The sequence below is a fragment of the Kitasatospora sp. NPDC057965 genome, assembly GCF_042887135.1.
GTDB lineage: Bacteria > Actinomycetota > Actinomycetes > Streptomycetales > Streptomycetaceae > Kitasatospora.
Window position 1 is genome coordinate 158390 of sequence record NZ_JBHVPZ010000012.1, and the last position, 25790, is coordinate 184179.

Consider the following 25790-nt stretch of genomic DNA (forward strand, 5'->3'; position numbering starts at 1 on the left):
ACGACCGTCGGCGATCAAGGTCACGGTCCGCTCGACCGGGCGGTTGACGGCCGTGCGGACGGCTCGGCCGGGGTTCCGGGCGCCCGGAACATTGGCTCAAAAGCGCTCAACCGGCACATGCCGGCCCCACACCTCGCGCAGCGCGTCGCAGACCTCGCCGACGGTGGCCCGCGCCGCCAGCGCCTCGCGCATCGGGTACAGCACGTTGTCCCGGCCCCCGGCGGCCCGGCGCAGCGCGTCCAGTGCCCGGCCCACCGCGGCACCGTCCCGGGCCGCCCGCAGCCGGGCCAGCCGACCGGCCTGCCGGGCCTCGATCGCCGGGTCCACCCGCAGCGGCCGGTAGGGCTCCTCGGCCGCCAACTCCCCGGCGTCCAGCCGGAACCGGTTGACCCCGACCACCGTGCGCGCGCCCGTCTCGGTCTCCCGCTGGATCCGGTAGGCGCTGCGCTCGATCTCCGCCTTCTGGTAGCCGACCTCGATCGCGGCCACCGCCCCGCCCAACTCCTCGACCTTCGCCATGAGTTCGAGCGTGACGGCCTCCATCTCGTCGGTCAGCGCCTCCACCGCGTAGGAGCCGGCGAACGGGTCGACGGTGGCGGTCGCGTCGGTCTCGTGGGCGAGCACCTGCTGGGTGCGCAGCGCGAGCCGGGCGGCCTTCTCGGTGGGCAGCGCCAGCGCCTCGTCGAAGGAGTTCGTGTGCAGCGACTGGGTGCCGCCGAGCACCGCCGCGAGCGCCTGCACCGCGACCCGGACCAGGTTCACCTCCGGCTGCTGGGCGGTGAGTTGGACGCCGGCGGTCTGGGTGTGGAAGCGCAGCCGCTGCGAGCGCGGATCCCGGGCGCCGAACTCCTCGCGCATCACCCGGGCCCAGATCCGGCGGGCGGCACGGAACTTGGCGACCTCCTCCAGCAGGGTGCTGCGGGCCACGAAGAAGAAGGAGAGCCGGGGCGCGAAGTCGTCCACCGCGAGCCCGGCGGCCAGCGCGGCGCGCACGTAGGCGATCCCGTCGGCCAGCGTGAAGGCGATCTCCTGCGCGGGCGTGGCCCCGGCCTCGGCCATGTGGTAGCCGGAGATCGAGATGGTGTTCCAGCGCGGGATCTCGGCACGGCAGTACCGGAAGAGGTCGGCGACCAGCCGCAGCGAGGGCTGCGGCGGGAAGATGTACGTGCCGCGGGCGATGTACTCCTTCAGCACGTCGTTCTGCACGGTGCCGGTGAGCCGGGCCGGCGGGACGCCCTGCGCCTCGCCGACCAGCTGGTAGAGGAGCAGCAGCACGGCGGCCGGGGCGTTGATGGTCATCGAGGTGGAGACCTCGCCGAGCGGGATTCCCGCGAACAGCTCGGCCATGTCCTCGACGCCGTCGATCGCCACCCCGACCCGGCCGACCTCGCCGGCGGCGAGCGGGGCGTCCGAGTCGTAGCCCATCTGGGTGGGCAGGTCGAAGGCGACCGAGAGGCCGGTGGAGCCGCCGGCGATCAGCTGCCGGTAGCGGGCGTTGGACTCGGCGGCGGTGCCGAAGCCGGCGTACTGGCGCATCGTCCACGGCCGGCCGGTGTACATGGTCGGGTGGATCCCCCGGGTGAACGGGTACTCCCCCGGACGGCCCAGCCGCTCGGCCGGGTCCCACCCGGCCAGGGCCTCGGGGCCGTACACCGGGGCGAACGGGAAGCCGGACTCGGTGCGGCGCGGCTCGGCCGGCGGTCCGGCGGGCTGCTCGGCGGGCGGTTCGGTGGCCATGGCGTCCTCCGCGGGGGTCGGCGGGCAGGTCCACTCCTCTCGCAATGTAGCGCCGAAGGCCTTGAGATGATCGGCTGAACCGACCGGGATATCTCAGGAGTGGCAATGACCGAGCAGAAGGTGGCCGTCGTCACCGGTGCCAGCAGCGGAATCGGCGCGGCGACCGCCCGCCGGCTGGCGGCCGAGGGCTTCGAGGTGGTGCTGACCGCCCGCCGCACCGAGCGGATCGAGGCGCTGGCCGCGGAGACCGGCGGACGGGCGTACACCCTGGACGTCACCGACCGGGCCGCCGTGGACGCCTTCGCCGCCGAGGTCGGCCGGGTGGACGTGCTGGTGAACAACGCCGGCGGGGCGATCGGCGCGGAGAGCGTCGAGAGCGGCGACCCGGCCGACTGGCTGGCCATGTACCAGGTCAACGTGCTCGGCGTGCTGCACATGACCCAGGCGCTGCTGCCGGCCCTGCGGGCGAGCGGCGACGGCACCGTCCTGGTGCTCTCCTCGACGGCCGCGCTGGCCGCCTACGAGGGCGGCGGCGGCTACGTGGCGGCCAAGCACGCGGCGCACACCATCGCGGCGACGCTGCGGCTGGAGCTGTGCGGGGAGCCGATCCGGGTGATCGAGATCGCCCCGGGCATGGTGAAGTCCGAGGGCTTCGCGGTGACCCGCTTCCGCGGCGACGAGGAGAAGGCCGCCGCGGTGTACGCGGGTGTCGCCGAGCCGCTGACCTCCGAGGACGTGGCCGACACCGTCGCCTGGGCGGTCACCCGGCCGCCGCACGTCAACATCGACCTGCTGGTGGTCCGCCCGCGCGCCCAGGCCGCCAACCACAAGGTTCACCGGGAGCTCTGACGCCCCGGCAGGTGCGGGCGGTGTCCCGGCCGGGGGTCAGTACTCGAACTGTCACCCCCGAGTGGTACACACGTGCGATGAAGATTCACCGGGCCACCCGCCCGCACCTCCTGCTGGCCGCCGTCGCGGCCGGCGGCCTGCTCCTCACGACCGCGTGCGGAGGGGACAAGAAGCCGGCCCAGGAGCAGGCCGCCTCCGCGCCGTCGAGCGCCGTCGCCGAGACCGCCGCCGCGACCCCGGCCGCGACGCCGACGCCCACCCCGACGGTGAAGCCCACCGGCGCCGACGACCCGGCGCTCAAGCCGTTCTACGGCCAGCAGATCACCTGGGCCGCCTGCGCGCCGGACGCCAAGGCCGCCGCGCAGAAGATCGACATCTCCCTGATGAAGTGCGGCAAGCTGCGCGTGCCGCTCGACTACACCAACCCCTCGGGCGAGGCCCTCGACCTCGCGGTGATCAAGAACCCGGCCGCCAAGCCGGACCAGCGGCTCGGCTCGCTGATGGTCAACCCGGGTGGCCCCGGCGGCTCCGGGGTCGACATGGTCAAGACCTTCGACAAGGACTTCCAGGGGACCCTGCACAACCGCTTCGACATCGTCGGCTGGGACCCGCGCGGCACCGGCGAGAGCTCGCCGGTCACCTGCCTGGACGACAAGCAGCGCGACGCGGCCAACGCGGCCGACGAGCCCGCCGACCCGCAGAAGGCCAAGGCCCAGGCGGAGCAGCAGCGGGCCGACCTCATCGCCGCCTGCCAGGCGAAGTCCGGCAAGCTGCTGCCCTTCGTCGGCACCCGCAACACCGCGCGCGACCTGGACGTGCTGCGCGCCGCGGTCGGCGACCAGAAGCTCAACTACCTGGGCGTCTCCTACGGCACCTACATCGGCGCCCTCTACGCCGAGGAGTTCCCGAAGAACACCGGCCGACTGATCCTGGACGGCGCCGTCGACCCGGCCGAGAACAAGACGGACAGCCTCGTCAACCAGGTGATCGGCTTCGACAAGTCGTTCCAGCGCTTCGCCGTCGACTGCGCCACCAAGCACGCGGCCGAGTGCCCCCTCGGCAAGGACCCCGCCAAGGCGGCCAAGAAGGGCGCCGACTTCCTGGACGGCCTGCGGGAGAACCCGCTCCCCACCGACAGCGGCCGGAAGGTCGGGAGCAACCTCGCCTGGACCGGGGTCAGCTCCATGCTCTACGGCGACGAGACGATCTCCTGGCAGAACCTGCGGGGCACCCTCGCCCAGGCCATGAAGGGCGGCCGGGGCGACTACCTGCTCTTCTTCGCCGACAACTACAACGGCCGGGACGAGAAGGGCCACTACAGCCCGGAGTCCGACGCCTTCCAGGCGATCAACTGCGCCGACGGCCGCCCGGCCCCGTCCGCCGAGGAGGCCCAGCAGGCCGTGCAGAAGGTCAAGGAGCAGGCCCCGCTGCGCGGCAGGAACGTCACCGTCGAGGACCTGAACGACAGCTCGTGCGTCGACTGGCCGGTCAAGCCGGCCGAGACGCCGCACACCGTCCGGGCCGAGGGCGCCGCGCCGATCCTGGTCGTCGGCACCACCGGCGACCCGGCCACCCCGTACGCCGCCGCCGAGAAGATGGCCCAGGGCTTCGCGAGCGCGACCCTGCTGACCCGGGTGGGCGAGGGCCACGGCGCCTTCGGCTCGGGCAGCGGCTGCGTCGACGCCGCCTACGCCGCGTACCTCACCGAGGGAACGCTGCCGGCCGCCGGGACGAAGTGCTCGTGACGCACGCGGAGCGCTCGTGACGCGCCGTAGTCGCTGACGTCGGGGAGGGCGCTGACACCGAGGTGTCAACGTCACAACTTGATAGCTCGTTCGGATGAAATCCGCCCGCGCCCTCCCCAACTGATGAGCGCTCAACTACCTTTGAGCCACAGCCGGACGGGCATTGGACGCCGTTCCGCAGCCTCATACTTCACCAGGCTTCACCGGCGCGTCACCCACCACTCCAACCGCCCCCGTTCACCGGCACCTTCCCGCCCTCACGAGGAGGACCCGCTGGCCAGCGACATCCCGTCACCGAGGCTCGACCCCCGGGACGAGCCGACACTCCTCGGGTTGCACCGATTCAACGAGGCCGACGCCGGAGCCGCGGAGGAGGCCCTGCTGGCCTGCTGCGGCAGTCACCGGTGGGCCCTGCGGCTCACCGTGCACCGGCCCTACCCCGACATAGAGTCCCTGCTCGCCGCCGCCAGCGAGGCCTCGTACGACCTGCGTCCGGCCGACCTGGCCGAGGCGCTGGCGGACGAGAGCTGGATGCCGCAGCCGCTCCTCGGCATGCGCGCACCCGGCAGCCAGGCGGCGCACACCGCGCTGCGGGCCGCCCACGCCGCGTACGAGGCCCGGTTCGGCCACGTCTTCGTGGTCTGCCTGGAGGGCATCGACCCCGAGGAGATGCTCGACGCCGTCCTCGGCTCGATCCGCACCCGTCTCGCCAACGACCCCGACGAGGAGCGCCTGGTCGCCGCCGACGAGCTGCGCCGGATCGCCCTCAACCGCCTGGAGCACCTGGTCGCCACCCACTCGGGGGCGGCGGCCCGCTGACGGCGGGGCGCTCAGCCCCGCTGGGCCGCCCGCAGCTTGGCCACCTGACGCCGGACGACCCGCTCGTCCGGCGCGGGGGCCGGCTCGGCGCCGACACCCACCGTGCTGAACACCACCAGGGCCGGTCCGACCCTCGCCAGGACGGCACGCTGGACGAGCACCACCGAGCCCGATTCATTCGTCAGGGTGAATCCCGTCGCCGCGTCGGCTCCCTCGGGCGTGGGCGTGTCGTGCCGGCTCAGCCGGTGCGCGGTGCGGGTCGCGCCCCGGCCCTTCTCCGCCGGGGGCGGCGGCGCCGTCGAGGCGAACTCCGCGCACGGGCCGAACAGCCCCTCCAGCTCCGCGTGCAGCCGGGCCGCCCGGTCGCCCGGGTAGCCGAGCAGCGCCCCGTAGAGGCTGCCCGCCGGATTGCCGGCCAGGGCCACGCTCAGATCGGTCTCGGCGGACGGCACCGCCGACACCGGCGGGGCGGAGGCCGACGCGCCCGCCCGGCCGGCGGCCGGCGCCGGGGCCACCGAGTCCAGCAGCGGCTGACAGACCGGCTTGTCGGCGGCCTCCCGGCCGCCGTCCGGACCGGTCGCGCCGCGGCCGGGGGTGATCACCGTCACGGTGAAGCCGGGGCCGAGGTCGGCCTCGGTGACCGCGGCGGCGCGCAGCTCGGCGGCGGACAGCTCGCGGGGCGGGGCGGTGGAGGACGCCCGGTCGGCCGATTCACCGGCGGGGGCGGCGCAGCCCGCGGCGAGCAGCAGGGCGGCGGCGAGGAGCAGGGGGCGGGGCGGACGCGGAGCGGGGTGCGGCACGGGGGCCTCGTCGGGGGTGTCGGCGCGGACGGGGCCGCCCACCGTAGCGCGACCCTGTGCGACGAATTCGTCACCCGGCGTCGCAAATCGCTCCTTGGTTCCCACCCAGCTAGGCCAGAAGTGCCTCTTTGATCACACCTCGGCCCCCCGGAGGCGGTTCCCGACAAGGCGTCGATAGGATGCTCGCGGCCGGTGGACCGTACCCGGCCGGGCTGACCGACACCGAAGCCGGCCGAGCCCCCAATCGCTTCCGGAGGGTTTTTCCGTGCCGGCTGGAACGCTGTACCGCGGCCGGGAAGGCATGTGGAGCTGGGTGGCTCATCGAGTCACCGGCGTCCTCATCTTCTTCTTCCTGTTCGCCCATGTCCTGGACACCGCCCTGGTGCGGGTGTCGCCCGAGGCGTACGACACCGTCATCCAGACGTACAAGACGCCGCTCGTGAACCTGATGGAGTACGGCCTGGTGGCCGCCATCCTGTTCCACGCCCTGAACGGCCTGCGCGTCGTCGCCGTCGACTTCTGGTCGAAGGGCCCGAAGTACCAGAAGCAGATGCTCTGGTCCGTGGTCGGAGTCTGGGTCGTCCTGATGGCCGGCGCCTTCTACCCGATCCTGCAGCACACGCTGACCTCCTGGTTCGGGAAGTGATCTGAGACATGTCCACGGAAATCTCCGACGCTGTGGTGGTCCCCTCCGCGCAGGCGCACACCGGCAAGGGCCTCGGCACGGGCAACCCCGCCGACGCCTTCGTGGTCGAGCCGGCCCGCCAGCGGACCAAGAAGACCCCCCGCCGCACCCGTACCAACTTCGAGATGCTGGCCTGGCTGTTCATGCGCCTGTCCGGCATCGTCCTGGTGGTGCTGATCCTCGGCCACCTGCTGATCATGCTGGTGCTCGACGGCGGCGTTTCCAAGATCGGCTTCGCCTTCGTGGCCGGCCGCTGGGCCTCGCCGTTCTGGCAGGTCTGGGACCTCACCATGCTCTGGCTCGCCATGCTGCACGGCGCCAACGGCATGCGCCAGGTCATCAACGACTACGCCGAGAAGGACTCCACCCGGCTCTGGCTGAAGGGCCTCATGGGTACCGCCACGGTCTTCACCGTGCTGCTCGGGACCCTGGTGATCTTCACCTTCGACCCGAACATCTAATCGGAAATCGGCAGAGGCCAGAGGCGAGTTAACCCCCCATGCAGATTCACCAGTACGACACCGTCATCGTCGGCGCCGGCGGCGCCGGCATGCGCGCCGCCATCGAGTCGACGCAGCGCAGCCGCACCGCCGTCCTGACCAAGCTCTACCCCACCCGGTCCCACACCGGCGCGGCCCAGGGCGGCATGTGCGCCGCCCTCGCCAACGTCGAGGAGGACAACTGGGAGTGGCACACCTTCGACACGGTCAAGGGTGGTGACTACCTGGTCGACCAGGACGCCGCCGAGATCATGTGCAAGGAGGCCATCGACGCCGTCCTCGACCTGGAGAAGATGGGCCTGCCCTTCTCCCGCACCGAGCAGGGCCGGATCGACCAGCGCCGCTTCGGCGGCCACTCCCGCAACCACGGCGAGGCCCCGGTCCGCCGTTCCTGCTACGCGGCCGACCGCACCGGCCACATGATCCTGCAGACGCTGTTCCAGAACTGCGTCAAGCACGGCGTCGAGTTCTTCAACGAGTTCTACGTCCTCGACCTGCTGATCAACGAGGGCCGCACGGCCGGCGTCGTCGCCTACGAGCTGGCCACCGGCGAGATCCACGTCTTCCAGGCCAAGGCGGTCGTGTTCGCCTCCGGCGGCACCGGCAAGATGTTCAAGGTCTCCTCGAACGCCCACACCCTCACCGGTGACGGCCAGGCGGTGGCCTACCGCCGCGGCCTGCCGCTGGAGGACATGGAGTTCTTCCAGTTCCACCCGACGGGCATCTGGCGCATGGGCATCCTGCTCACCGAGGGCGCCCGCGGCGAGGGCGGCATCCTGCGCAACAAGGACGGCGAGCGCTTCATGGAGCGCTACGCCCCCGTCATGAAGGACCTCGCGTCCCGTGACGTCTGCTCCCGCGCGATCTACACCGAGATCCGCGAGGGCCGCGGCTGCGGTCCGGACGGCGACCACGTCTACCTGGACCTGACCCACCTGCCGCCGGAGCAGCTGGACGCCAAGCTCCCGGACATCACCGAGTTCGCCCGCACCTACCTCGGCATCGAGCCCTACACGGACCCGATCCCGATCCAGCCCACCGCGCACTACGCCATGGGCGGCATCCCGACCAACGTCGAGGGTGAGGTGCTGCGCAACAACACCGAGGTCGTCCCGGGCCTGTACGCGGCCGGCGAGGTCGCCTGCGTCTCCGTGCACGGCGCCAACCGCCTGGGCACCAACTCGCTGCTGGACATCAACGTGTTCGGCCGCCGGGCCGGCATCGCCGCCGCCGAGTTCGCCGAGGCGAACGAGTTCGTGCCGCTGCCGGAGAACCCGGAGCAGCTGGTCCAGGACCTGGTCGACGGCCTGCGCGAGGCCACCGGCACCGAGTCCGTGGCGCAGATCCGCAAGGAGCTGCAGGAGTCCATGGACACCAACGCGATGGTGTACCGCACCGGCGCGACCCTGAAGCAGGCCGTCGAGGACATCGCCGCGCTGAAGGTCCGCTACAAGAACGTCGCCATCCAGGACAAGGGCTTCCGTTACAACACGGACCTGCTGGAGGCCATCGAGCTGGGCAACCTGCTCGACCTGGCCGAGGTCCTGGCGGTCTCCGCGCTCGCCCGCGAGGAGTCGCGCGGCGGTCACTACCGCGAGGACTTCCCGACCCGTGACGACGTGAAGTTCATGCAGCACACCATGGCGTACCAGGAGGTCGCCGAGGACGGCAGCACCTCCATCCGCCTTGACTACAAGCCGGTCGTGCAGACCCGCTACCAGCCGATGGAGCGTAAGTACTGATGAGCACTCCGACCGTGGAGAAGCACTCGGCCGCTCTGGACGCGGTCGAGGCCGGTGGCACCAAGCTGATCACCGTCACCTTCCGGATCCGCCGGTTCAACCCGGAGGAGCACCCGGAGCCGGTGTGGGTCGACTACCAGCTGGAGATGGACCCGAAGGAGCGCGTCCTGGACGCGCTCAACACGATCAAGTGGGAGCAGGACGGCACCCTCACCTACCGCCGTTCCTGCGCGCACGGCATCTGCGGCTCCGACGCGATGCGGATCAACGGCCGCAACCGGCTGGCGTGCAAGACCCTGATCAAGGACGTCAACCCGGAGAAGCCGATCACGATCGAGGCCATCAAGGGCCTGACGGTCCTCAAGGACCTGGTCGTGGACATGGACCCGTTCTTCCAGGCGTACAAGGACGTCATGCCGTTCCTCATCACCAAGGGGAACGACCCGACCCGCGAGCGCCTGCAGTCCGCCGAGGACCGCGAGCGGTTCGACGACACCACCAAGTGCATCCTGTGCGCCGCGTGCACGTCGTCCTGCCCGGTGTTCTGGAACGACGGCCAGTACTTCGGCCCGGCCGCGATCGTCAACGCGCACCGCTTCATCTTCGACTCGCGCGACGAGGGTGCGGAGCAGCGCCTGGAGATCCTGAACGACCGTGAGGGCGTCTGGCGCTGCCGGACCACCTTCAACTGCTCGGAGGCCTGCCCCCGTGGCATCGAGGTCACCAAGGCGATCCAGGAAGTGAAGCGGGCCCTGGTCACCCGCCGCTTCTGATCCCGGAGCACCCCGCAACACGCGAAGGCCCCCGTCCGCGCCGGACGGGGGCCTTCGCGCTGCCCGGCCCGGCGCGGGAGGCCGGGCCCGCGGGTCAGCCGGCGGCGGTTTCGCGCCGGCCGGCGCGCAGGCCGCGGACACCGACGGTGCCGACGGCGATGCCGAGGACGAAGGAGGTGACGGCGAGCAGCAGGTGGACCCAGAAGAAGGCGGTGGGCTGGGAGTGGTCGCCGTTGGTGAAGGCCTGGCCGCCGGAGTCCTTCCAGAGGTTCTTGACGAAGGTGGTCCAGATGATCATCGACCAGACGCCGAAGGCGGTCAGGAACCAGGAGGTGCGACGGCTGAGCTTCATGGGGGTGGTCCTCGGTGCGGCGGGGAGGTGAAGACGGTGTGCCCTCCCAGTATGCTCGGCGTCCGTTCGGCGTACGGTGGGGGCCTCCTTGCGGTCCGGAGGGGCAAGGGGGCGGACGGCGGGGGCCCGGACTGGGTACCGTCTGGTGGTGCCCACTCGCTCGAAGCTCGCACGCCTGCTCGCCGCGCCCGTCGCGGCACTCCCGCTCCTGATCGCCGCCCCGGCGGCCGTCGCGGCCCCCGGTGAGCCGCCGCCCCCGCCGGTCGCGGTCGGCGGGGAGCGGCTGGGGCTCCCGGGGGTCCAGGTGAACCCGCTGCCCGGTGCCCCCGCGCTGCCCGGGGACCTCACGGGGCAGTCCTGGATCGTCGCCGACGCCGCCTCGGGGGAGGTCCTGGCGACCAGCAACCCGCATCTGCGCCTCGCTCCCGCGTCCACCCTGAAGATCCTCTTCGCCGACACCGTGCTGCCCAAGTTCGACCGCAACGCGGTGCACAAGGTGGAGGACGCGGAGATCCAGGGGATCGGGCCGGGCAGCAGCCTGGTCGGCATCAAGGAGGACCTGGAGTACAAGGTCGAGGACCTCTGGCGCGGGGTGTTCCTGAGCTCGGGGAACGACGCGGTGCACGTGCTCGCGCACATGAACGGCGGGGTGCAGCGGACCGTCGCCGAGATGCAGGCGCGGGCCGATGCGCTGCAGGCCCGGGACACCCGCGTGGTCTCGCCGGACGGCTACGACTCGGACGGCCAGGTCTCCTCGGCGTACGACCTCACGCTGTTCGCCCGGGCGGGGCTGCGCAACCCGGACTTCCGGGCGTACTGCGCGACCCGCGACGCGATGTTCCCGGGCGCGGTGGACAAGAACACCGGCCAGCGCGGCAGCTTCGGCATCGCCAACACCGACCGGCTGCTCGGCAAGTACCCGGGGCTGATCGGGGTGAAGAACGGTTTCACCACCAACGCCGGCTCCACCTTCGTCGGCGCCGCCGAACGCGGCGGGCGCACCCTGCTGGTGACGGTCATGCACCCCTCCAGCTACCAGAAGGTCTACGACGAGACGGCCGCCCTGCTGGACTGGGGCTTCGCGGCGGCCGGCAAGGTCACCCCGGTCGGGAAGCTGGTCGAGGAGGGCGAGTCCGTCGCGCCGACGCCGACCGGTCAGGCCGGTGGCGCGGCCGGGGCGCCCGCCCCGCCGCCGCACCCCACGCCGAGCGACTCCGCCCCGGCCGCGGCGGCGACCGCGCGGGTGGACGGGGGCGAGGGGCTCGGCGCGGCCGGCTGGGTCGCTGTCGGGCTGGCCCTGGCGGCCGGTGGCGGGGGCGTCCTGCTGCTGTTCCGGCGGCGCGCCGTCGGCGGCTGATCCGCCGGCGCGTCCGGCCCGGTCTCAGTCCTCCCGGGGCCGGGCCCGGGCCGTGTCCCGGGCCGGCCCGCCCGCCGGCCCGCCCGCCGACCCGCCGGTGCCCGCCCCGGCGGCCTCCTCGTCGGCGGCCTCGACCATCGCCCGGGCGCGCTCCCGGACCCGCTCGCGGGCGGCCGCCGGGTCCGCGGTGGCGGTCCAGGCCACGCAGAACATCAGCAGCCGGCAGACGAAGTTGATCCAGAGCAGCAGCGCCACCGGCACGCCGAAGGCGCCGTAGAGGCTCCGCCCGGCGACCGAGCCGAGGTACGAGGAGAGCAGGATCTTCAGCAACTCGAAGCCGACGGCGCCGATCAGCGCGGCCTGCAGGACGTCCCGGCGGCGCTGGTGGCCGATCCGCGGGAACGGCGCCAGCAGGTAGGCGAAGAGCAGCATGTCCGAGGCCACCGCGATCAGCAGCCCGGCCGCGGTGAGCAGGTAGCCGCCGGCGCCCAGGCCGATCCAGTCGGCGATCCGGCCCGCCAGCGTGGTGCCGGCCGCCGAGGCGCCGAGCGAGACCAGCGAGACCAGGCCCAGACCGCCGAGCACCACGAAGTCCCAGGCCTTGCGCAGCAGCGGGTTGCCCTCCTCGGCGGGCAGCTGCCACAGGTCCCGGATCGAGGTCCGCATGGTGTCCACCCAGCCGAGCCCGGACAGCACCAGCAGCACCCCGCTGACCAGGCCGACCGCCCCGGCGTTGGCCACCAGCGAGGGCAGGTTGAGCGCGTCCGAGATGCCGGGCAGCTGGTCGGAGATGCGGTGCTGGAGGTCCTCCACCCGGCTGTCGCTGAGGGTCGCGACGGCGATCGCCAGCGCGACCGTGAGCAGCGGGAAGAGGGCGAGGAAACCGAAGAAGGTGACCGCGCCGGCCAGCCGGTTGCCGCGCAGCTCCGTGAAGTGGTCGTAGGCGCGGTACGGGCGGCTGCGCAGCACCCGGGCGACGAGCGGGCCGATCACCGGAAGGCGGGTCAGGAAGTCCACCGTCCGGTTATACCCGGATGTTCCCCCGAACGGGCGTCAGGCTCGGCCGCCCGTCCGGGTCCCGGCCGTCCGGGCCTCAGCCGCGGACCATCCGCCGGGCCCGGCCCAGCGCCCGGACCGCCTGGTACGCGGTGTACCGGCCGCGGCCGAGCAGTTCGGTGCGCAGCCCGGCCACCCCGCCGGGCGCGCGGTAGCCGGCCGGGCGCAGCCGGGCGCAGTGCTCGGCGGCGCGGCGGAAGAACTCCCGGCGGTCGCCGGGCGGGACCCGGCCCGGGCGGGAGACCACGGTGTTGAGGTGGTGCAGCATCCGGCCGTAGACCACCGGGCGCCAGCGGTCCAGGTCGGGGCGGCCGTCCAGGAACGCGAAGACCAGGTCGTACTGGCCGAAGACGTCGAAGTGCTTGCGGCTCGCGGTGGCCAGGATGTTGCCGCCCTCCTGGCGCTGGCGGTAGTGCACGCCGACCCGGTCGAGCAGGGTGATGCTCCGGGCCGCGAGCAGCGCCGGGTAGGTCCAGGGGGTGTCCTCGTAGTAGCCGGCCGGGAAGGTCAGGCCCTGGGCGGTGACGAAGTCGCGGCGGTAGGCCTTGTTCCAGACCACCTGGAGCAGTTCGAGCAGCTCGGGGCGGTCGGCGAGGTCGAAGACGTCCCGGGAGGGGGCGCCGAAGACCTTGGCGGAGGCGGCCCGGACGACCCGGCCGTCGGCGTAGGTGCGGGCGTAGTCGTAGACCAGGACGTCCGGGTCGCCGCCGGACGCGAGCCGGTCGTGCACCGCCTTGAGCAGACCGGGGGTCAGGGTGTCGTCGCTGTCCAGGAAGAGCACGTAGTCGCCGGTGGCGACCTCCAGGCCGGCGTTGCGGGCCCGGCCGAGGCCGACGTTCTCCGGCAGGTGCAGCACCCGCACCCGGGGGTCGCGGGCGGCGGCCTCGTCGAGCAGGGCCCCGCAGCCGTCCGGGGAGCGGTCGTCCACCGCGATCAGCTCGAAGCCCGGGCCGTCCTGGCCGAGCACCGAGGCGAGGCACTCGGGGAGGTACTCCTCGACCTTGTAAACCGGGACGATCACACTGAAGCGGGGCATGGCCCCAGGGTAGTGGGGGCGTTCGACCCAGGGCCCCGGGGGTCCGCGGGCCGGACGGTAGGATCGACGGGCACGTACGCACCGATCAAAGTGCGGTCAGACCCCGAACCGGGCTGCCACGCTCCTTCCCGAGAAAGGCCTGCGTAGCCGATGGCTCCCCGCCTCTCCATCGTCGTCCCGATCTACAACGTCGAGCGCTACCTCGTGGAGTGCCTCGACTCGATCGCCGCCCAGACGTTCACGGACTTCGAGTGCGTCATGGTCGACGACGGTTCGAAGGACACCAGTGCCGCGCTCGCCGAGGCGTACGCCGCCAAGGACTCCCGGTTCCGGCTGGTCCGCCAGGTCAACAAGGGCCTCGGCGCGGCCCGCAACACCGGCATCCGGCACATCGACCCGGACGCCGAGTTCCTCTGCTTCGTCGACAGCGACGACTCGATGCCGCCCAGCGCGTACGAGCTGATGATCAACACGCTGGACGAGACCGGCTCGGACTTCGCCACCGGCAACGTGCTGCGGTTCCGCGCGATCGGCTACTACCAGTCCGGCGGCCACAGCCGTCCGTTCGCCAAGACCGTGCTCAAGACGCACATCACCGAGATCCCCTCGCTGGTCACCGACCGCACCGCGTGGAACAAGGTGTACCGCCGCTCCTTCTTCGACGCGGCCGGCATCCTCTACCCCGAGGGCATCCTGTACGAGGACGCCCCGGTCAGCGTGCCGCACCACTACCTCGCCAAGAGCGTGGACGTGCTCTCCGAGCCGATCTACCACTGGCGCGAGCGCGAGGTCGGCGAGATGTCGATCACCCAGATGCGCACCAACCCGAAGGGCCTGATCGACCGCGTCACCTCGGTCGAGCTGGTCCGCGGCTGGCTGAAGAAGCAGACCGAGCCGCGCTTCGCCGAGTACCTGAAGTCCTACGACGAGAACACCCTCGTCGAGGAGATCCCGATGTTCTTCTGGTCCGTCGTGGACGGCGACAAGGAGTACCGGGACGCCTACATCCGGTGCGTCAGCCGGCTGCTGCGCGCGATCGGCCCGGAGCAGGTCAAGAAGCTGCGCGCGCCGCTGCGCCTGAAGTACCACCTGACCCTGCAGGGCCGGATCGACGAGTTCGTCGAGCAGATCAAGTACGAGGGCGAGAGCAACGGCGGCGTCATCGCCAAGGGCCTGCTGCGCCCGTACGCCGACTACCCGTTCCTGCGCGGCGGCCGCAAGAGCGTGCCGTCGGGCCTGCTCAGCCTGCGCAACTCCACCGTCATCCGCAGCCGGCTCTACGACGCGCACTGGGAGGGCGGCCGGCTGCAGCTGACCGGCCACGCGTACCCGGAGCAGCTGGGCGCGGCCAACAAGCACGACATGGTCCGCACCCTGGTGCTGCGCGAGGCCAAGGGCCGCCGGGTCATCGCCGTGCCGATGAAGACCCAGTACAGCCCCGAGGCCACCGCCACCAACCACCACGACCTCTACAACTGCGACTGGGCCGGCTTCACCGTCTCCGTCGACCCGGAGAAGCTCAAGCACCGCGGCCAGTGGAAGGACGGCAACTGGCGCGTCCTGGTCGCCGGCGCGGGCAAGGGCGGCGTCTACAAGGGCCGGATCTGGGCCGGCTGGGCCGACACGGCGCTCTACCAGCCCTCGCACTGGGTCGAGCCGGACGTGCGGATCGTGCCGTTCGTCCGCGACGGCAGCGTCTACCTGCGGGTGGAGAACGTGCGGGTCCGGGTGACCGGGATCACCGCGCAGGACGACACCGTCGAGGTCGCCGGCGCTGCCCGCTCCGGCGTCCGGCTGGCCGGGGCCCGGATGCGGCTCACCCACGTCGAGTCCGAGCGCGAGCTGTTCTTCCCGGTGTCCGCGGGCACCCAGGTCGGCGGCCTGCAGCCGTTCCGCGCCTCCTTCGCGATCCCCGAGCTGACCGAGGTCCGCGAGAGCTGGGCCGAGCTGGACCCGATCGCCGAGGAGCGCGCCCGCGACCGCTGGGACGCCCACCTGGTGCTGGCCGACGGCACCGCCGTGCCGCTCTCCTGGGACGACCGCAACGCGCCGAAGCAGCTCAACCTGGTGCTCAACGCGGACGCCGAGCCCGAGCAGCGCCGCGCCCTCTACAGCAAGCCCTCCCCCGGCGGCTACCTGCAGTTCCTGGACCAGCTGCTGCAGCCGATAGTGCACGAGGTCACCGCGCGCGGCGCGGACGGCTTCCTGCTCAGCGGCACCTTCCCGCTGCCCGGCACCCACCGCTGGGAGCTGGTGGTCCGCCACCACTGGGGCGAGGAGCAGCACATCTACCCGGTGGAGATCGCCGACGGCCGCTTCCGCACCGCGCTGCCGGCCGTGCCGACCGCGTCCTTCGCGGGCAACGTGCCGCTGGCCCAGGGTGGTTGGAACATCTCGTTCCGCCCGGTCGGTGCCACCTTCCACCCCGACATGGCCTCCTACGCGCTGATCGCGCCCGAGTGCTGGAACTCGCTGCCGCTGGAGGTGGAGGCCCGCGGCAAGCGGATCGTGCTGGAGCGCCGCCACCACGACGGCCTGCAGCTGGAGTCGGAGAACATACTGCTTCCGGAGGAGCGCAGCGGCTGGCGCCAGCGCCAGCTGCGCACGGTCGACTACCCGGCCGCCCGCCGGCTGCCGCTGCGCGACACCGTGCTCTACAACGTCGCGCTCGGCGGTCTCTACGCGGACTCGCCGCGGGCGATCCACGAGGAGCTGGTGCGCCGCGGCCTGCCGCTGGAGCACCTGTGGGGCACCGACGACCTGCAGGCGGACCTGCCGCAGTCGGCGGGCTCCGTCCGGCTCTGGAGCCCGGAGTGGTTCGAGGCGCTGGCCACCGCCAAGTACGTCGTCACCAGCGCGCACCTGCCGGACTTCTTCGTCCGCCGGCCCGGCCAGATCGTGCTGCAGACCTGGCACGGCTCACCGCTGAAGCAGGTCGGCCACGACTTCGAGAAGGTCTGGTTCACCGACGCGCACTACCTGAAGGGCCTCGCCAAGGAGGTTCCGAACTGGAGCATCCTGCTGGCCGGCAGCACCTGGGCGGCCCCGGTGCTGCGCCGCGCCTTCGACTTCAAGGGCGAGATCCTGGAGAGCGGCCTGCCGCGCAACGACCTGTTCTTCTCCGCCGACCGGGAGAAGACCGCGGAGCAGGTGCGCGAGCGGCTCGGCCTGCCCGAGGGCAAGAAGATCGTGCTGTACGCGCCGACCTGGCGCGAGGACCGACGCCGCCACTACGGCGGCTACCAGCTGAACCTCCAGCTGGACCTGGACGCCGCGCGGGCCGCGCTGGCCGACGACCAGGTGCTGCTGGTCCGCCGGCACTCCAACGTCCGTGAGCAGATCCCCGGCGCCGGCAACGGCTACCTCTGGGACGTCAGCAGCTACCCGGACATGGCGGAGCTGCTGCTGGTCGCCGACGTGCTGGTGACCGACTACGCGGCGTCGACGTTCGACTTCGCCGCGACCGGCAAGCCGGTGCTGTTCTTCACCTACGACCTGGCGCACTACCGCGACAACCTGCGCGGTTTCTCGCTGGACTTCGAGGCGGAGGCGCCCGGCCCTCTGCTGGCCACTTCCGAGGACGTGGTCGCGGCGCTCGGCCGGGTGGACGAGATCAGCACCGAGTACGCCGAGAAGTACGCGGCGTTCCGCGCGAAGTACTGCGACCTGGACGACGGCCGCGCCGCCGCCCGGGCCGTGGACGCCATGCTGAGCCGCGAGGCCTAACCGGCCCGACCGGCCCGACCGCCGGTACCGGAGGCGCCCGACGCGAACACCGCGCCGGGCGCCTCCGGCGTTTTCCGGCCGGCAATTCCGGAATTTCGAACTGGCGTCTCCGAATGGAACTCAACAGCTAATTAAAACGACATTCTCAAATTGACCTCGGATCCGTTTCCGGGTGAGATGGAAATTCTCGCCGAGAAAGGTCCGTGGAAATGGCTGTCCTCACCCGGTTCGTCCTCCCGCACGCCGCGCCGCGCTTCGGCGACCCCCGCTTCGGCGCCCCGCTGCCGAGCGAGGAGGAGAACGCCGCCTTCGGACTGCTGCGCGCCCGCTGGACCGGCCGGGGCCTCGAACTCACCGGGTTCGCCCGCCCCGACGACCGGCCCACCGCCCACCCCGGTTCCGCCTGGAGCTGGCTCACCCTGCGCCTCGGCCACCACCACGAGCCGGTCCACGTCCCCACCCGGCCGCGTCGGCTCCCCGAGATCACCGACGACAGCGCCCAGCCCGAGCACAACCACGACTGGGCCGGCTTCACCGCCCTCGTCGAACCGCGCCGGCTGCGCGGCGCCGACGGCTGGCTGCTCGGCGACTGGAGCGTCGAGACCACCCTGTTCACCCTCGGCCGCCCCACCCGGCTGCGCCGCCAGTACGGCGGTCTCGCCCCGCACTGGTGCGGCTCCGGCGAGTACCCGCCCGCCCGCTGGGTGGACCACGACGTCCGCCTCCAGCCGCACTTCGCCGACGGCCTGCTCGTCCTGCGCCTCGAACGCCCCGCCGTCCGCCTCGACCGCGCCCTGCCCGCCCCCGACGGGATCGGCCTGCACCTCACCACCGCCGACCCCGGCCAGGCCCGCAACGTGCTGCGGCTGCGCCACCGCGAGAGCGGCACCGTCCTCACCGAGCCCGCCACCCGCACCGGACGCACCGTCACCGCGCACCTGCCGTACGCGCTGTTCACCGCCGACGGACGCGGCACCGACGAACTGGAGCACTGGGACGTCGACCTGGTCGACCCCGACGGCGCCGTCGAAGCGCTCGTCCTGGACGAACGCGGCGGGCCGGTCTCCGGCCAGCACCCGATGCCCGGCGCCGAGGACCGGGCGCTGCACCTCAAGCACCTCGCCGACGGCCGGCTCCAGCTGTGCGTGCGGCCCGCCGCCGGCTGGGTCGACCGGCTCGCCCCGCGGGCCGGCGGCTTCGAACTCGCCGGCCGCTGCCCCGCGCCCGGCCCGCTCCACCTCGTGCTGCGGCACAGCGGCAGCGGTACCGAGGTCCGCCACCCGGTCGAGCTCGGCCCCGACGCGCGGTTCACCGTCCGGCTGCCCGCCACCCGCACCGGCTCCGACGGCACCCCGCTGCCGCTGCGCAAGGGCCTGTGGGAGGCCGCGCTGCACCCGGCCGACGGACCGGGCCCGGCCCGCCCGCTGACCGTCGCGCCCGCCGCCCTGGCCGCGCTGCCCGCCGCCACCCAGGCCGGCGGCAAGCGGATCGTGCTGGAGCGCCGCTGGCACGACACCCTGTTCCTGGACTCCACGCCCGTGCTCAGCGCCGCCGAGCGCAGCGCCTGGACGCAGGCCCGCCAGCGCACCGCCGGCTACCCCGCGGCCCGCCGCGAACCACTGCGCGAGGCCGTGCTGTACGACGTGTTCGGCGGCCGCGGCTACGCCGACTCACCGCGCGCCGTGCACGCCGAACTCGCCCGCCGCCGCACGCCGTTGGAGCACCTGTGGGTGGTCGACGACGCGCAGGCCGAGCTGCCGCCCGGGGTCCGCGCGGTCCGGGTCTGGAGCCCCGAGTGGTACCGGGCGCTGGCCACCAGCCGCTACCTGGTCGGCAACACCCACTTCCCGGACTTCCTGCAGCGCCGCCCCGGCCAGGTCGTCGTCCAGACCTGGCACGGCGCCCTGCTCAAGCGGATCGCCCACGACGTCGACAACCCCTGGCTCGCCGACCACGGCTACCTCGCCGCCCTCGACCGGGAGACCCCGCACTGGAGCCTGCTGCTCTCCCCCAGCCCCTTCGCCACCCCGATCCTGCGCCGGGCCTTCCGCTACCGGGGCGAGATCCTGGAGTCCGGCTACCCGCGCAACGACGTGCTGGCCCGCCCCGACCCCGGGCGGGCGGCCGCCGTCCGCCGCCGGCTCGGCATCCCCGAGGGCCGGCGGGTGGTGCTCTACGCGCCGACCTGGCGCGAGGACCGGCCGCGCCCCGACGGCGACGGCTTCCAGCTCGACCTGCGGATCGACCTCGACCGCGCCCGGCGCGCGCTCGGCGAGGACCACGTCCTGCTGCTGCGGCCGCACGCGCACGTCCGCGAGCCGCTGACCGGCACCGGGGACGGCTTCGCCGTCGACTGCGCCGACTACCCGGACGTGCAGGAGCTGCTGCTGATCACCGACGTCCTGGTGACCGACTACTCGTCGATCCTGTTCGACTTCGCCATCACCGGCCGCCCGGTGCTCTTCTTCACCTACGACCTGGCGCACTACCGGGACAGCCTGCGCGGCTTCGCCTTCGACTTCGAGGCGCAGGCGCCCGGCCCGCTGGTCGACGACTCGGCGGCGCTGGTCGACGCGCTGCGCGAACTCGCCGACACCGGGGGCACGGTGCCCTCCGGGTTCGCCGAGCGCTACCGGCGCTTCCAGGACGTGCACAACGCGCTGGACGACGGCGCCGCCGCCCGCCGGGTGGTCGACCGGATGCTCGAACTCGGCGGCCCGGCCGGGCGCGCCGGTCAGAAGCCGTAGGTCCGCCAGGGGCGCCAGACCTCGTCCGCGTCGAACCGGGAGAGGCCGAACCCGGGCACCGGGAAGGCCGCGTGGAAGGACCGGGCCTGCTCGTGGGCCTGGTCCAGCACGTCGTCCGACAGCCCGTGCGCCACCGTCACGTGCGGGTGGTACGGGAAGGCCAGCTCCCGGGCCAGCGGGCCGGAGCGGATGTCCGCCTCCAGCAGCCGGCACTCCCGCTCGCCCTCCTCGACCCGGACGAACACCACCGGGGAGACCGGGCGGAAGCTGCCGCTGCCGCGCAGCACCATCCGGAACGGCCGGTGCGCGGCCGCCACCGCCGCCAGGTGCTCCTCGATCTTCGGCAGCGCCTCGGCCGGCACCTCGGTGGGCGGCAGCAGCGTGACGTGCGTGGGTATCGACCGGGCCAGCGGATCGCCGTGCCCAGCCCGGGCGTCCTGGATCGCCGCTCCGTACGGATCCGGGACGCTGACGGACACGCCGATGGTGAGGGTCTCCGGGAGACCCTCACCACCGGGCAGGCTCGTCGGCACAGTCACCGCTTGGCGGCCGGGAGGAAGCCGATCCGGTCGTACACCTGGGCCAGCGTCTCGGACGCCACCGCGCGGGCCTTCTCGGCGCCCAGCGCGAGCACGCGGTCCAGCTCGGCCGGGTCGTCCAGGAAGCCCCGGGTGCGCTCCTGGAACGGCGTCACCCACTCGGTGAACAGGTCGGCCAGCTCGGTCTTCAGGGCCCCGTACATCTTGCCCTCGAAGTGCGCCACCAGCTGCTCGACCGACTGCCCGCTCAGGGCGGAGTGGATCCGCAGCAGGTTGGAGACGCCGGCCTTCTCCTCCTCGTCGTAGGAGACCACGGTGCCGGTGTCGGTGACGGCGCTCTTGAACTTCTTGGCGCTGGCCTTCGGGTCGTCGAGCAGGCTCACCAGGCCCTTGGCGGAGGACGCGGACTTGCTCATCTTGACGGCCGGGTCCTGGAGGTCCTGGATCTTGGCCGTCTCCTTGAGGATGTACGGCCTGGGGACCGTGAAGGTCGGGCTGTAGCGGGTGTTGAAGCGCTCCGCGAGGTCGCGGGTGAGCTCCACGTGCTGGCGCTGGTCCTCGCCGACCGGAACGGCGTCCGCCTGGTACAGCAGGATGTCGGCGACCTGGAGGATCGGGTAGGTGAACAGGCCCACCGAGGTCCCGGCGGTGCCCTGCTTGGCCGACTTGTCCTTGAACTGGGTCATCCGGGAGGCCTCGCCGAAGCCGGTGAGGCAGTTCATCACCCAGCCCAGCTGCGCGTGCTCGGGCACGTGCGACTGGACGAACAGGGTGCAGTGCTCCGGCTCCAGGCCCGCGCCGAGCAGCTGCGCGGCGGAGACCCGGGTGTTCTGGCGCAGCGTCGCCGGATCCTGCTCGATGGTGATCGCGTGCAGGTCGACGACCATGTAGAAGGCGTCGTTCTCCTTCTGCAGGTCGACCCACTGGCGCACCGCGCCCAGGTAGTTGCCGAGGTGGAACGAACCGGAGGTGGGCTGGATGCCGGAGAGCACCCGGGGACGGTCCTTGACCGGACCAGTGACCGCTGCGTTGACCATGCGGGCCATTGTTCCAGTTCCACCGACCGGTCAGGAAACCTCCGCCCCCGGCGGCCCGGCCAGTGTGACGGCACTCACCCCGACCCGGGCGATCCGCCGGCCCTCCAGCTTGGCCACCGTCAGCAGCACCTCCAGGCCCGGGCCGGCCGGGATCCGCACCCGGTCGCCGTCGACGGGCAGCCGGCCGAGCGCGGCGACCAGGCAGCCGGCCACCGTCTCGTACGGGCCCTCGGGGAGGGTGACGCCGGTCTCCTCGGCGAAGTCCCCCAGGTTGAGCAGGCCGTCGAGCTCCACGCCGCCGCCGGCCAGCCGCCGGGTGGGGGCGGGCTCGGGCGTGTCGTACTCGTCGCGGATCTCGCCGATCACCTCCTCCACCAGGTCCTCCAGGGTGACGATGCCGGCGGTGCCGCCGTACTCGTCGACCACGATCGCCAGGTGGTGGCCCTCGCGGCGCATCTCGCCCATCGCCTCCAGCACCTGCTTGGTGCCGGGCAGCAGCTTGACCGGGCGGGCCAGGTCGCGGACCTTGGCGGCCCGTTCGCCGCGCGCGCCGTACAGGTCGCGGACGTGCACGAAGCCGGTCACCGCGTCGTAGCTGCCCTCGATCACGGGGTAGCGGGAGTGCGGCGAGGAGTCCGCCTGGGCGCGGACCTCGGCGAGCGGGCGCTCGGCGTCCAGGAAGGTCACCTCGGTGCGCGGGACCATCACCTCGCGCAGCTGGCGCTCCCCGGCGGCGAACACGTCGGCGATCAACGTCCGCTGGTCGCTGCCGAGTTCGGTGTTGGCGGCGACCAGGCCGCGGAGCTCCTCGGAGCTCATCGAGCCGCGCCCGGCGCTCGGGTCGCCGCCGAGCAACCGGACCATCAGATCGGTGGAACGGCCGAGCAGCCAGATCGCCGGTCGTAGCGCCACCGACATGACGTCGACCACCGGGGCGGCCAGCACGGCGATGGCGTCGGCCCGCTGGAGACCGATCCGCTTGGGGGTGAGCTCGCCGAGCACCAGGGAGACGTAGCTGATCACCAGGGTGAGGCCGACCAGGGCGGTGGCGTCGGCGACGCCCTCGGAGAGCCCGGCCCGCACGAACAGCGGGGCGACCTTGCCGGCCAGCGTGTCGGCGCCGAAGGCGGCGGAGAGGAAGCCCATGCAGGTGACGCCGACCTGGACGGCCGCCAGGAAGCGGTTCGGGTCGGCCGCGAGGTGCGCGGCCCGGGCCGCCCGCCGGGTGCCGCGTGCCTCCAGCGTCCGGATCTGGCCCTCGCGCAGCGAGATCAGCGAGATCTCGGCGACGTTGAACAGGCCGCCCAGGACGATGAAGACGAGGACGAGTGCGGCATCCTCGATGGTTTCGTTCACAGCGGGTCAGTGTAGGGCGACGGCCCGCCGTCCCCCGGGAAGGGGACGACGGGCCGTCGTGGGGCGCTGGGGCGCGGCGGCTCAGATGAGGCCGAGCTCCTGGACCGCGTCGCGCTCCTCGGTCAGCTCCTTGACCGAGGCGTCGATGCGGGTGCGCGAGAAGTCGGAGATCTCCAGGCCCTGGACGATCTCGAACTCGCCGTCCTTGGTGGTGACCGGGAAGGAGGAGATCAGGCCGGCCGGGACGCCGTAGGAGCCGTCGGAGACGACACCCATGGAGGTCCAGTCGCCCTCGGCGGTGCCGTTGACCCAGGTGTGGACGTGGTCGATGGCGGCGTTGGCGGCCGAGGCGGCCGAGGAGGCGCCGCGGGCGTCGATGATGGCGGCGCCGCGCTTGGCGACGGTCGGGATGAAGTCGCTCTCCAGCCAGGCCAGGTCGCTGCCGACGGCCTCGAAGGCCGGCTTGCCGGCGACCTCGGCCTGGAAGATGTCCGGGTACTGGGTGGCGGAGTGGTTGCCCCAGATGGTGACGCGCTTGATGTCGGAGACCAGGGCGCCGGTCTTGGCCGAGAGCTGGCCGACGGCGCGGTTGTGGTCCAGACGGGTCATCGCGGTGAAGCGCTCGGCCGGCACGTCCGGGGCGTTGCGCTGGGCGATCAGGGCGTTGGTGTTGGCCGGGTTGCCGACGACCAGGACCTTGATGTCGTCCGCGGCGTGGGCGTTGATGGCCTTGCCCTGCGGGCCGAAGATGCCGCCGTTGGCCTGCAGCAGGTCGCCGCGCTCCATGCCGGCGGTGCGCGGACGGGCGCCGACCAGCAGCGCGACGTTGGCGCCGTCGAAGGCCACGTTCGGCTGGTCGGTGATGGTGATGTCGCGCAGCAGCGGGAACGCGCAGTCGACGAGCTCCATGGCGGTGCCCTCGGCGGCCTTGAGGCCCTGCGGGATCTCCAGGAGGCGCAGGTTCACCGGGACGTCGGCGCCGAGCAGGTGGCCCGAGGCGATGCGGAAGAGCAGCGCGTAGCCGATCTGGCCGGCGGCTCCGGTGATGGTGACGTTGACGGGGGTGCGGGTCATTTCTACCTTCTCCAGCAGATCGCCAGGTGCCCCAGGCACGTTCGGCGCGCCGGAGCCGCGGACGGTCTCTCGACATCGAGAGAACCGGCGTCAGGGTATCGCAAAGGGAAGCGTACGCCTCGGGCGAGGTCGTGACTGGTTGGTCACAGACGATGACGGCCCCCGCCCGGGTTCCGGGCGGGGGCCGTGCACGACCGGCCGGACTACCGCCGGGGACGCCCGATCAGCTGGCCGATGTTGTCCAGCACCGGGAACTCCACCCACGGGTTGGGCTGGGCCATCAGGGTCAGCAGCACGATCGACACGCCGAGGAAGGTCAGCACGATCACATCGGTGAACCGGCTGCGCACCGCCAGCATGCCGACCTCCGGCAGCACCAGCCGCAGCACCGCGCCGAGCAGCACCCCGCCGCCGATGATCAGCAGCCCGTACTTGAAGCCGTCCTGGAAGTCGGCGAACCAGGTGACCGCGAGACCGGCGCCGACCACCAGCAGGACCAGCGTTATCGGCCACTGCCGGACCGGCAGCGCGTGGTCGCGCCCGAGCGCCGCCGCCGAGCCCTCGGGGGGCAGCGTGCCGGTGGTCTTGACCGGCCTGCGCCGGGTCCGCCGCGGTTCGGTCATGGCTTCCCGTCCTTCGGATCGTCGTTCGTCGGTCGGGGCGGGTCAGATGCCGGCGCGGCGCTCGGCCGCCACCACGATGTTGTTCAGCAGCATGGCGCGGGTCATCGGGCCGACGCCGCCGGGGTTCGGGGAGATCCAGCCGGCCACCTCGGCCACGCCCGGGTGGACGTCGCCGACGATCTTGCCCTCGCTGCGGCTGACGCCGACGTCCAGCACGGCCGCGCCCGGCTTGACGTCCTCCGGCTTGACCAGGTGCGGCACACCGGCGGCGGCCACGATGATGTCGGCCTGGCGCAGGTGGTGGGCGAGGTCACGGGTGCCGGTGTGGCAGAGCGTGACGGTGGCGTTCTCGCTGCGGCGGGTGAGCAGCAGCCCGATCGAGCGGCCGACGGTGACGCCGCGGCCGACCACGACCACCTCGGCGCCGTCGATCGGCACGTCGTGGCGGCGCAGCAGCTCGACGATGCCGAGCGGGGTGCAGGGCAGCGGGCCGTCGATGCCCAGCGCGAGGCGGCCGAGCGAGGTCGGGTGCAGGCCGTCCGCGTCCTTGTCCGGGTCCATCAGCTCCAGGACCGGGTTCTGGTCGAGGCCCTTGGGCAGCGGCAGCTGGACGATGTAGCCGGTGCAGGTCGGGTCGGCGTTGAGCTCGCGGACGACGTTCTCGACGTCCTCCTGGGTGGCGGTGGCGGGCAGCTCGCGCTGGATCGAGGCGATGCCGATCTCGGCGCAGTCCCGGTGCTTGCCGTTGACGTACCAGCGGCTGCCCGGGTCGTCGCCGACCAGGACGGTGCCGAGGCCGGGCACGACGCCCTTCGCCTGGAGGGCCGCCACGCGGGCGGCGAGTTCGGACTTGATCGCGGCCGCGGTGGCCTTGCCATCGAGAATCTGGGCAGTCATGACCCCATTCTCCCGGATCCGGGCAAGCGTCCGTGCCACCGGTCCCGGACCGGGGGGAGCCGGCGGCGGGACGGCCCCGGGACGGCCGCCGGACCGGGGCGGGACGGCGGCGGGACCGGGGCGGGGACGGCGCCCGGGCGGTGGCGGAGCAGTACGGGAGGTGGACGAACGGGTACGGAACGTTCGGGTCGTATTGCGGTTGCGCCACAGTCCGGCCCCACACGCGAGCCCGGCTGGACAGGGCCCGGCCGCCGGACCGGGGCGGGACGGCGGCGGGACCGGGGCGGGGACGGCGCCCGGGCGGTGGCGGAGCAGTACGGGAGGTGGACGAACGGGTACG

Annotated in this window: 21 protein-coding genes; 10 read left to right on the top strand and 11 right to left on the bottom strand. The window is 72.6% G+C overall.

The features are described from left to right. Positions 1 to 96 precede the first annotated feature (96 nt). The gene (locus ACFVVU_RS17925; protein WP_387790805.1) at positions 97 to 1737 is read right to left on the bottom strand and encodes a methylmalonyl-CoA mutase; all 1641 of its coding nucleotides are present in this window, start codon (positions 1735 to 1737) and stop codon (positions 97 to 99) included. A 105-nt stretch (positions 1738 to 1842) separates the two neighbouring features. On the opposite strand from ACFVVU_RS17925, the gene ACFVVU_RS17930 reads away from it, so the two are divergent. The 3 genes from ACFVVU_RS17930 to ACFVVU_RS17940 all read left to right on the top strand — a co-directional run bounded on the left by ACFVVU_RS17930 (position 1843) and on the right by ACFVVU_RS17940 (position 5150). Next, a complete protein-coding gene (locus tag ACFVVU_RS17930; protein WP_380684587.1) occupies positions 1843 to 2586 on the top strand; it encodes an SDR family oxidoreductase in 744 nt (247 codons plus the stop codon). 77 nt (positions 2587 to 2663) lie between these two features. Continuing rightward, a complete protein-coding gene (locus ACFVVU_RS17935) occupies positions 2664 to 4331 on the top strand; it encodes an alpha/beta hydrolase (protein ID WP_387790807.1) in 1668 nt (555 codons plus the stop codon). A gap of 273 nt (positions 4332 to 4604) precedes the next feature. Next, entirely contained in the window at positions 4605 to 5150 is a 546-nt protein-coding gene (locus ACFVVU_RS17940; RefSeq protein WP_380684591.1) for a 2-oxo-4-hydroxy-4-carboxy-5-ureidoimidazoline decarboxylase, read from the top strand. Between the two features lie 11 nt (positions 5151 to 5161). On the opposite strand, the gene ACFVVU_RS17945 is transcribed toward ACFVVU_RS17940, so the two are convergent. Further along, entirely contained in the window at positions 5162 to 5992 is an 831-nt protein-coding gene (locus ACFVVU_RS17945; protein WP_387790808.1) for a hypothetical protein, read from the bottom strand. A gap of 223 nt (positions 5993 to 6215) precedes the next feature. Between ACFVVU_RS17945 and sdhC the strand changes: the two genes are divergently transcribed. Genes sdhC through ACFVVU_RS17965 form a run of 4 tightly spaced genes read left to right on the top strand, consistent with a single transcriptional unit; the run spans position 6216 to position 9650 of the window. Then, complete coding sequence (sdhC, locus tag ACFVVU_RS17950) at positions 6216 to 6596, top strand: succinate dehydrogenase, cytochrome b556 subunit (protein ID WP_093861779.1); 381 nt, start codon at positions 6216 to 6218, stop codon at positions 6594 to 6596. 8 nt (positions 6597 to 6604) lie between these two features. Next, on the top strand, positions 6605 to 7096 hold the full coding sequence (locus tag ACFVVU_RS17955) for a succinate dehydrogenase hydrophobic membrane anchor subunit (protein ID WP_355358581.1): 492 nt from the start codon (positions 6605 to 6607) through the stop codon (positions 7094 to 7096). A gap of 38 nt (positions 7097 to 7134) precedes the next feature. Then, complete coding sequence (sdhA, locus tag ACFVVU_RS17960; protein ID WP_355358578.1) at positions 7135 to 8877, top strand: succinate dehydrogenase flavoprotein subunit; 1743 nt, start codon at positions 7135 to 7137, stop codon at positions 8875 to 8877. Continuing rightward, entirely contained in the window at positions 8877 to 9650 is a 774-nt protein-coding gene (locus tag ACFVVU_RS17965) for a succinate dehydrogenase iron-sulfur subunit (RefSeq protein ID WP_344343381.1), read from the top strand. Before sdhA ends, ACFVVU_RS17965 begins: the two co-directional genes overlap by 1 nt. 94 nt (positions 9651 to 9744) lie before the next feature. On the opposite strand, the gene ACFVVU_RS17970 is transcribed toward ACFVVU_RS17965, so the two are convergent. Then, positions 9745 to 10002, bottom strand: coding sequence for an SCO4848 family membrane protein (locus ACFVVU_RS17970; protein ID WP_387790811.1), 258 nt, complete (start codon positions 10000 to 10002; stop codon positions 9745 to 9747). Between the two features lie 148 nt (positions 10003 to 10150). Here ACFVVU_RS17970 and ACFVVU_RS17975 point away from each other — a divergent pair, with 148 nt between their 5' ends. Continuing rightward, a complete protein-coding gene (locus tag ACFVVU_RS17975) occupies positions 10151 to 11359 on the top strand; it encodes a D-alanyl-D-alanine carboxypeptidase family protein (protein WP_387790813.1) in 1209 nt (402 codons plus the stop codon). 24 nt (positions 11360 to 11383) lie between these two features. Here ACFVVU_RS17975 and ACFVVU_RS17980 read toward each other — a convergent pair whose 3' ends face one another. Next, positions 11384 to 12376, bottom strand: coding sequence for a YihY/virulence factor BrkB family protein (locus ACFVVU_RS17980; protein ID WP_387790814.1), 993 nt, complete (start codon positions 12374 to 12376; stop codon positions 11384 to 11386). A gap of 76 nt (positions 12377 to 12452) precedes the next feature. After that, complete coding sequence (locus ACFVVU_RS17985; protein WP_387790816.1) at positions 12453 to 13451, bottom strand: glycosyltransferase family 2 protein; 999 nt, start codon at positions 13449 to 13451, stop codon at positions 12453 to 12455. Between the two features lie 150 nt (positions 13452 to 13601). Here ACFVVU_RS17985 and ACFVVU_RS17990 point away from each other — a divergent pair, with 150 nt between their 5' ends. Beyond that, positions 13602 to 17177 (top strand): CDP-glycerol glycerophosphotransferase family protein, encoded by a 3576-nt coding sequence (locus ACFVVU_RS17990; RefSeq protein WP_387790818.1) that lies wholly within the window; start codon positions 13602 to 13604, stop codon positions 17175 to 17177. A 209-nt stretch (positions 17178 to 17386) separates the two neighbouring features. Next, positions 17387 to 19924: a CDP-glycerol glycerophosphotransferase family protein gene (locus tag ACFVVU_RS17995; protein ID WP_387790820.1), complete on the top strand. Its 2538-nt coding sequence runs from the start codon at positions 17387 to 17389 to the stop codon at positions 19922 to 19924. Here the strand turns inward: ACFVVU_RS17995 and ACFVVU_RS18000 are convergent. From ACFVVU_RS18000 to ACFVVU_RS18025, 6 genes are all read right to left on the bottom strand, one after another. After that, the gene (locus ACFVVU_RS18000; RefSeq protein WP_355358563.1) at positions 19912 to 20403 is read right to left on the bottom strand and encodes a 2'-5' RNA ligase family protein; all 492 of its coding nucleotides are present in this window, start codon (positions 20401 to 20403) and stop codon (positions 19912 to 19914) included. The genes ACFVVU_RS17995 and ACFVVU_RS18000 overlap by 13 nt on opposite strands. Positions 20404 to 20459: 56 nt before the next feature. Next, positions 20460 to 21500, bottom strand: coding sequence for a tryptophan--tRNA ligase (trpS, locus tag ACFVVU_RS18005; RefSeq protein WP_387790822.1), 1041 nt, complete (start codon positions 21498 to 21500; stop codon positions 20460 to 20462). A 30-nt stretch (positions 21501 to 21530) separates the two neighbouring features. After that, entirely contained in the window at positions 21531 to 22856 is a 1326-nt protein-coding gene (locus ACFVVU_RS18010; protein ID WP_380687464.1) for a hemolysin family protein, read from the bottom strand. Between the two features lie 81 nt (positions 22857 to 22937). Next, positions 22938 to 23930: a malate dehydrogenase gene (locus ACFVVU_RS18015; RefSeq protein ID WP_380687462.1), complete on the bottom strand. Its 993-nt coding sequence runs from the start codon at positions 23928 to 23930 to the stop codon at positions 22938 to 22940. 203 nt (positions 23931 to 24133) lie between these two features. Next, complete coding sequence (locus tag ACFVVU_RS18020; RefSeq protein ID WP_380685419.1) at positions 24134 to 24553, bottom strand: DUF3017 domain-containing protein; 420 nt, start codon at positions 24551 to 24553, stop codon at positions 24134 to 24136. A gap of 42 nt (positions 24554 to 24595) precedes the next feature. Continuing rightward, positions 24596 to 25450, bottom strand: a complete 855-nt coding sequence (locus ACFVVU_RS18025; RefSeq protein WP_355358548.1) for a bifunctional methylenetetrahydrofolate dehydrogenase/methenyltetrahydrofolate cyclohydrolase — start codon at positions 25448 to 25450, stop codon at positions 24596 to 24598. Positions 25451 to 25790 lie beyond the last annotated feature (340 nt).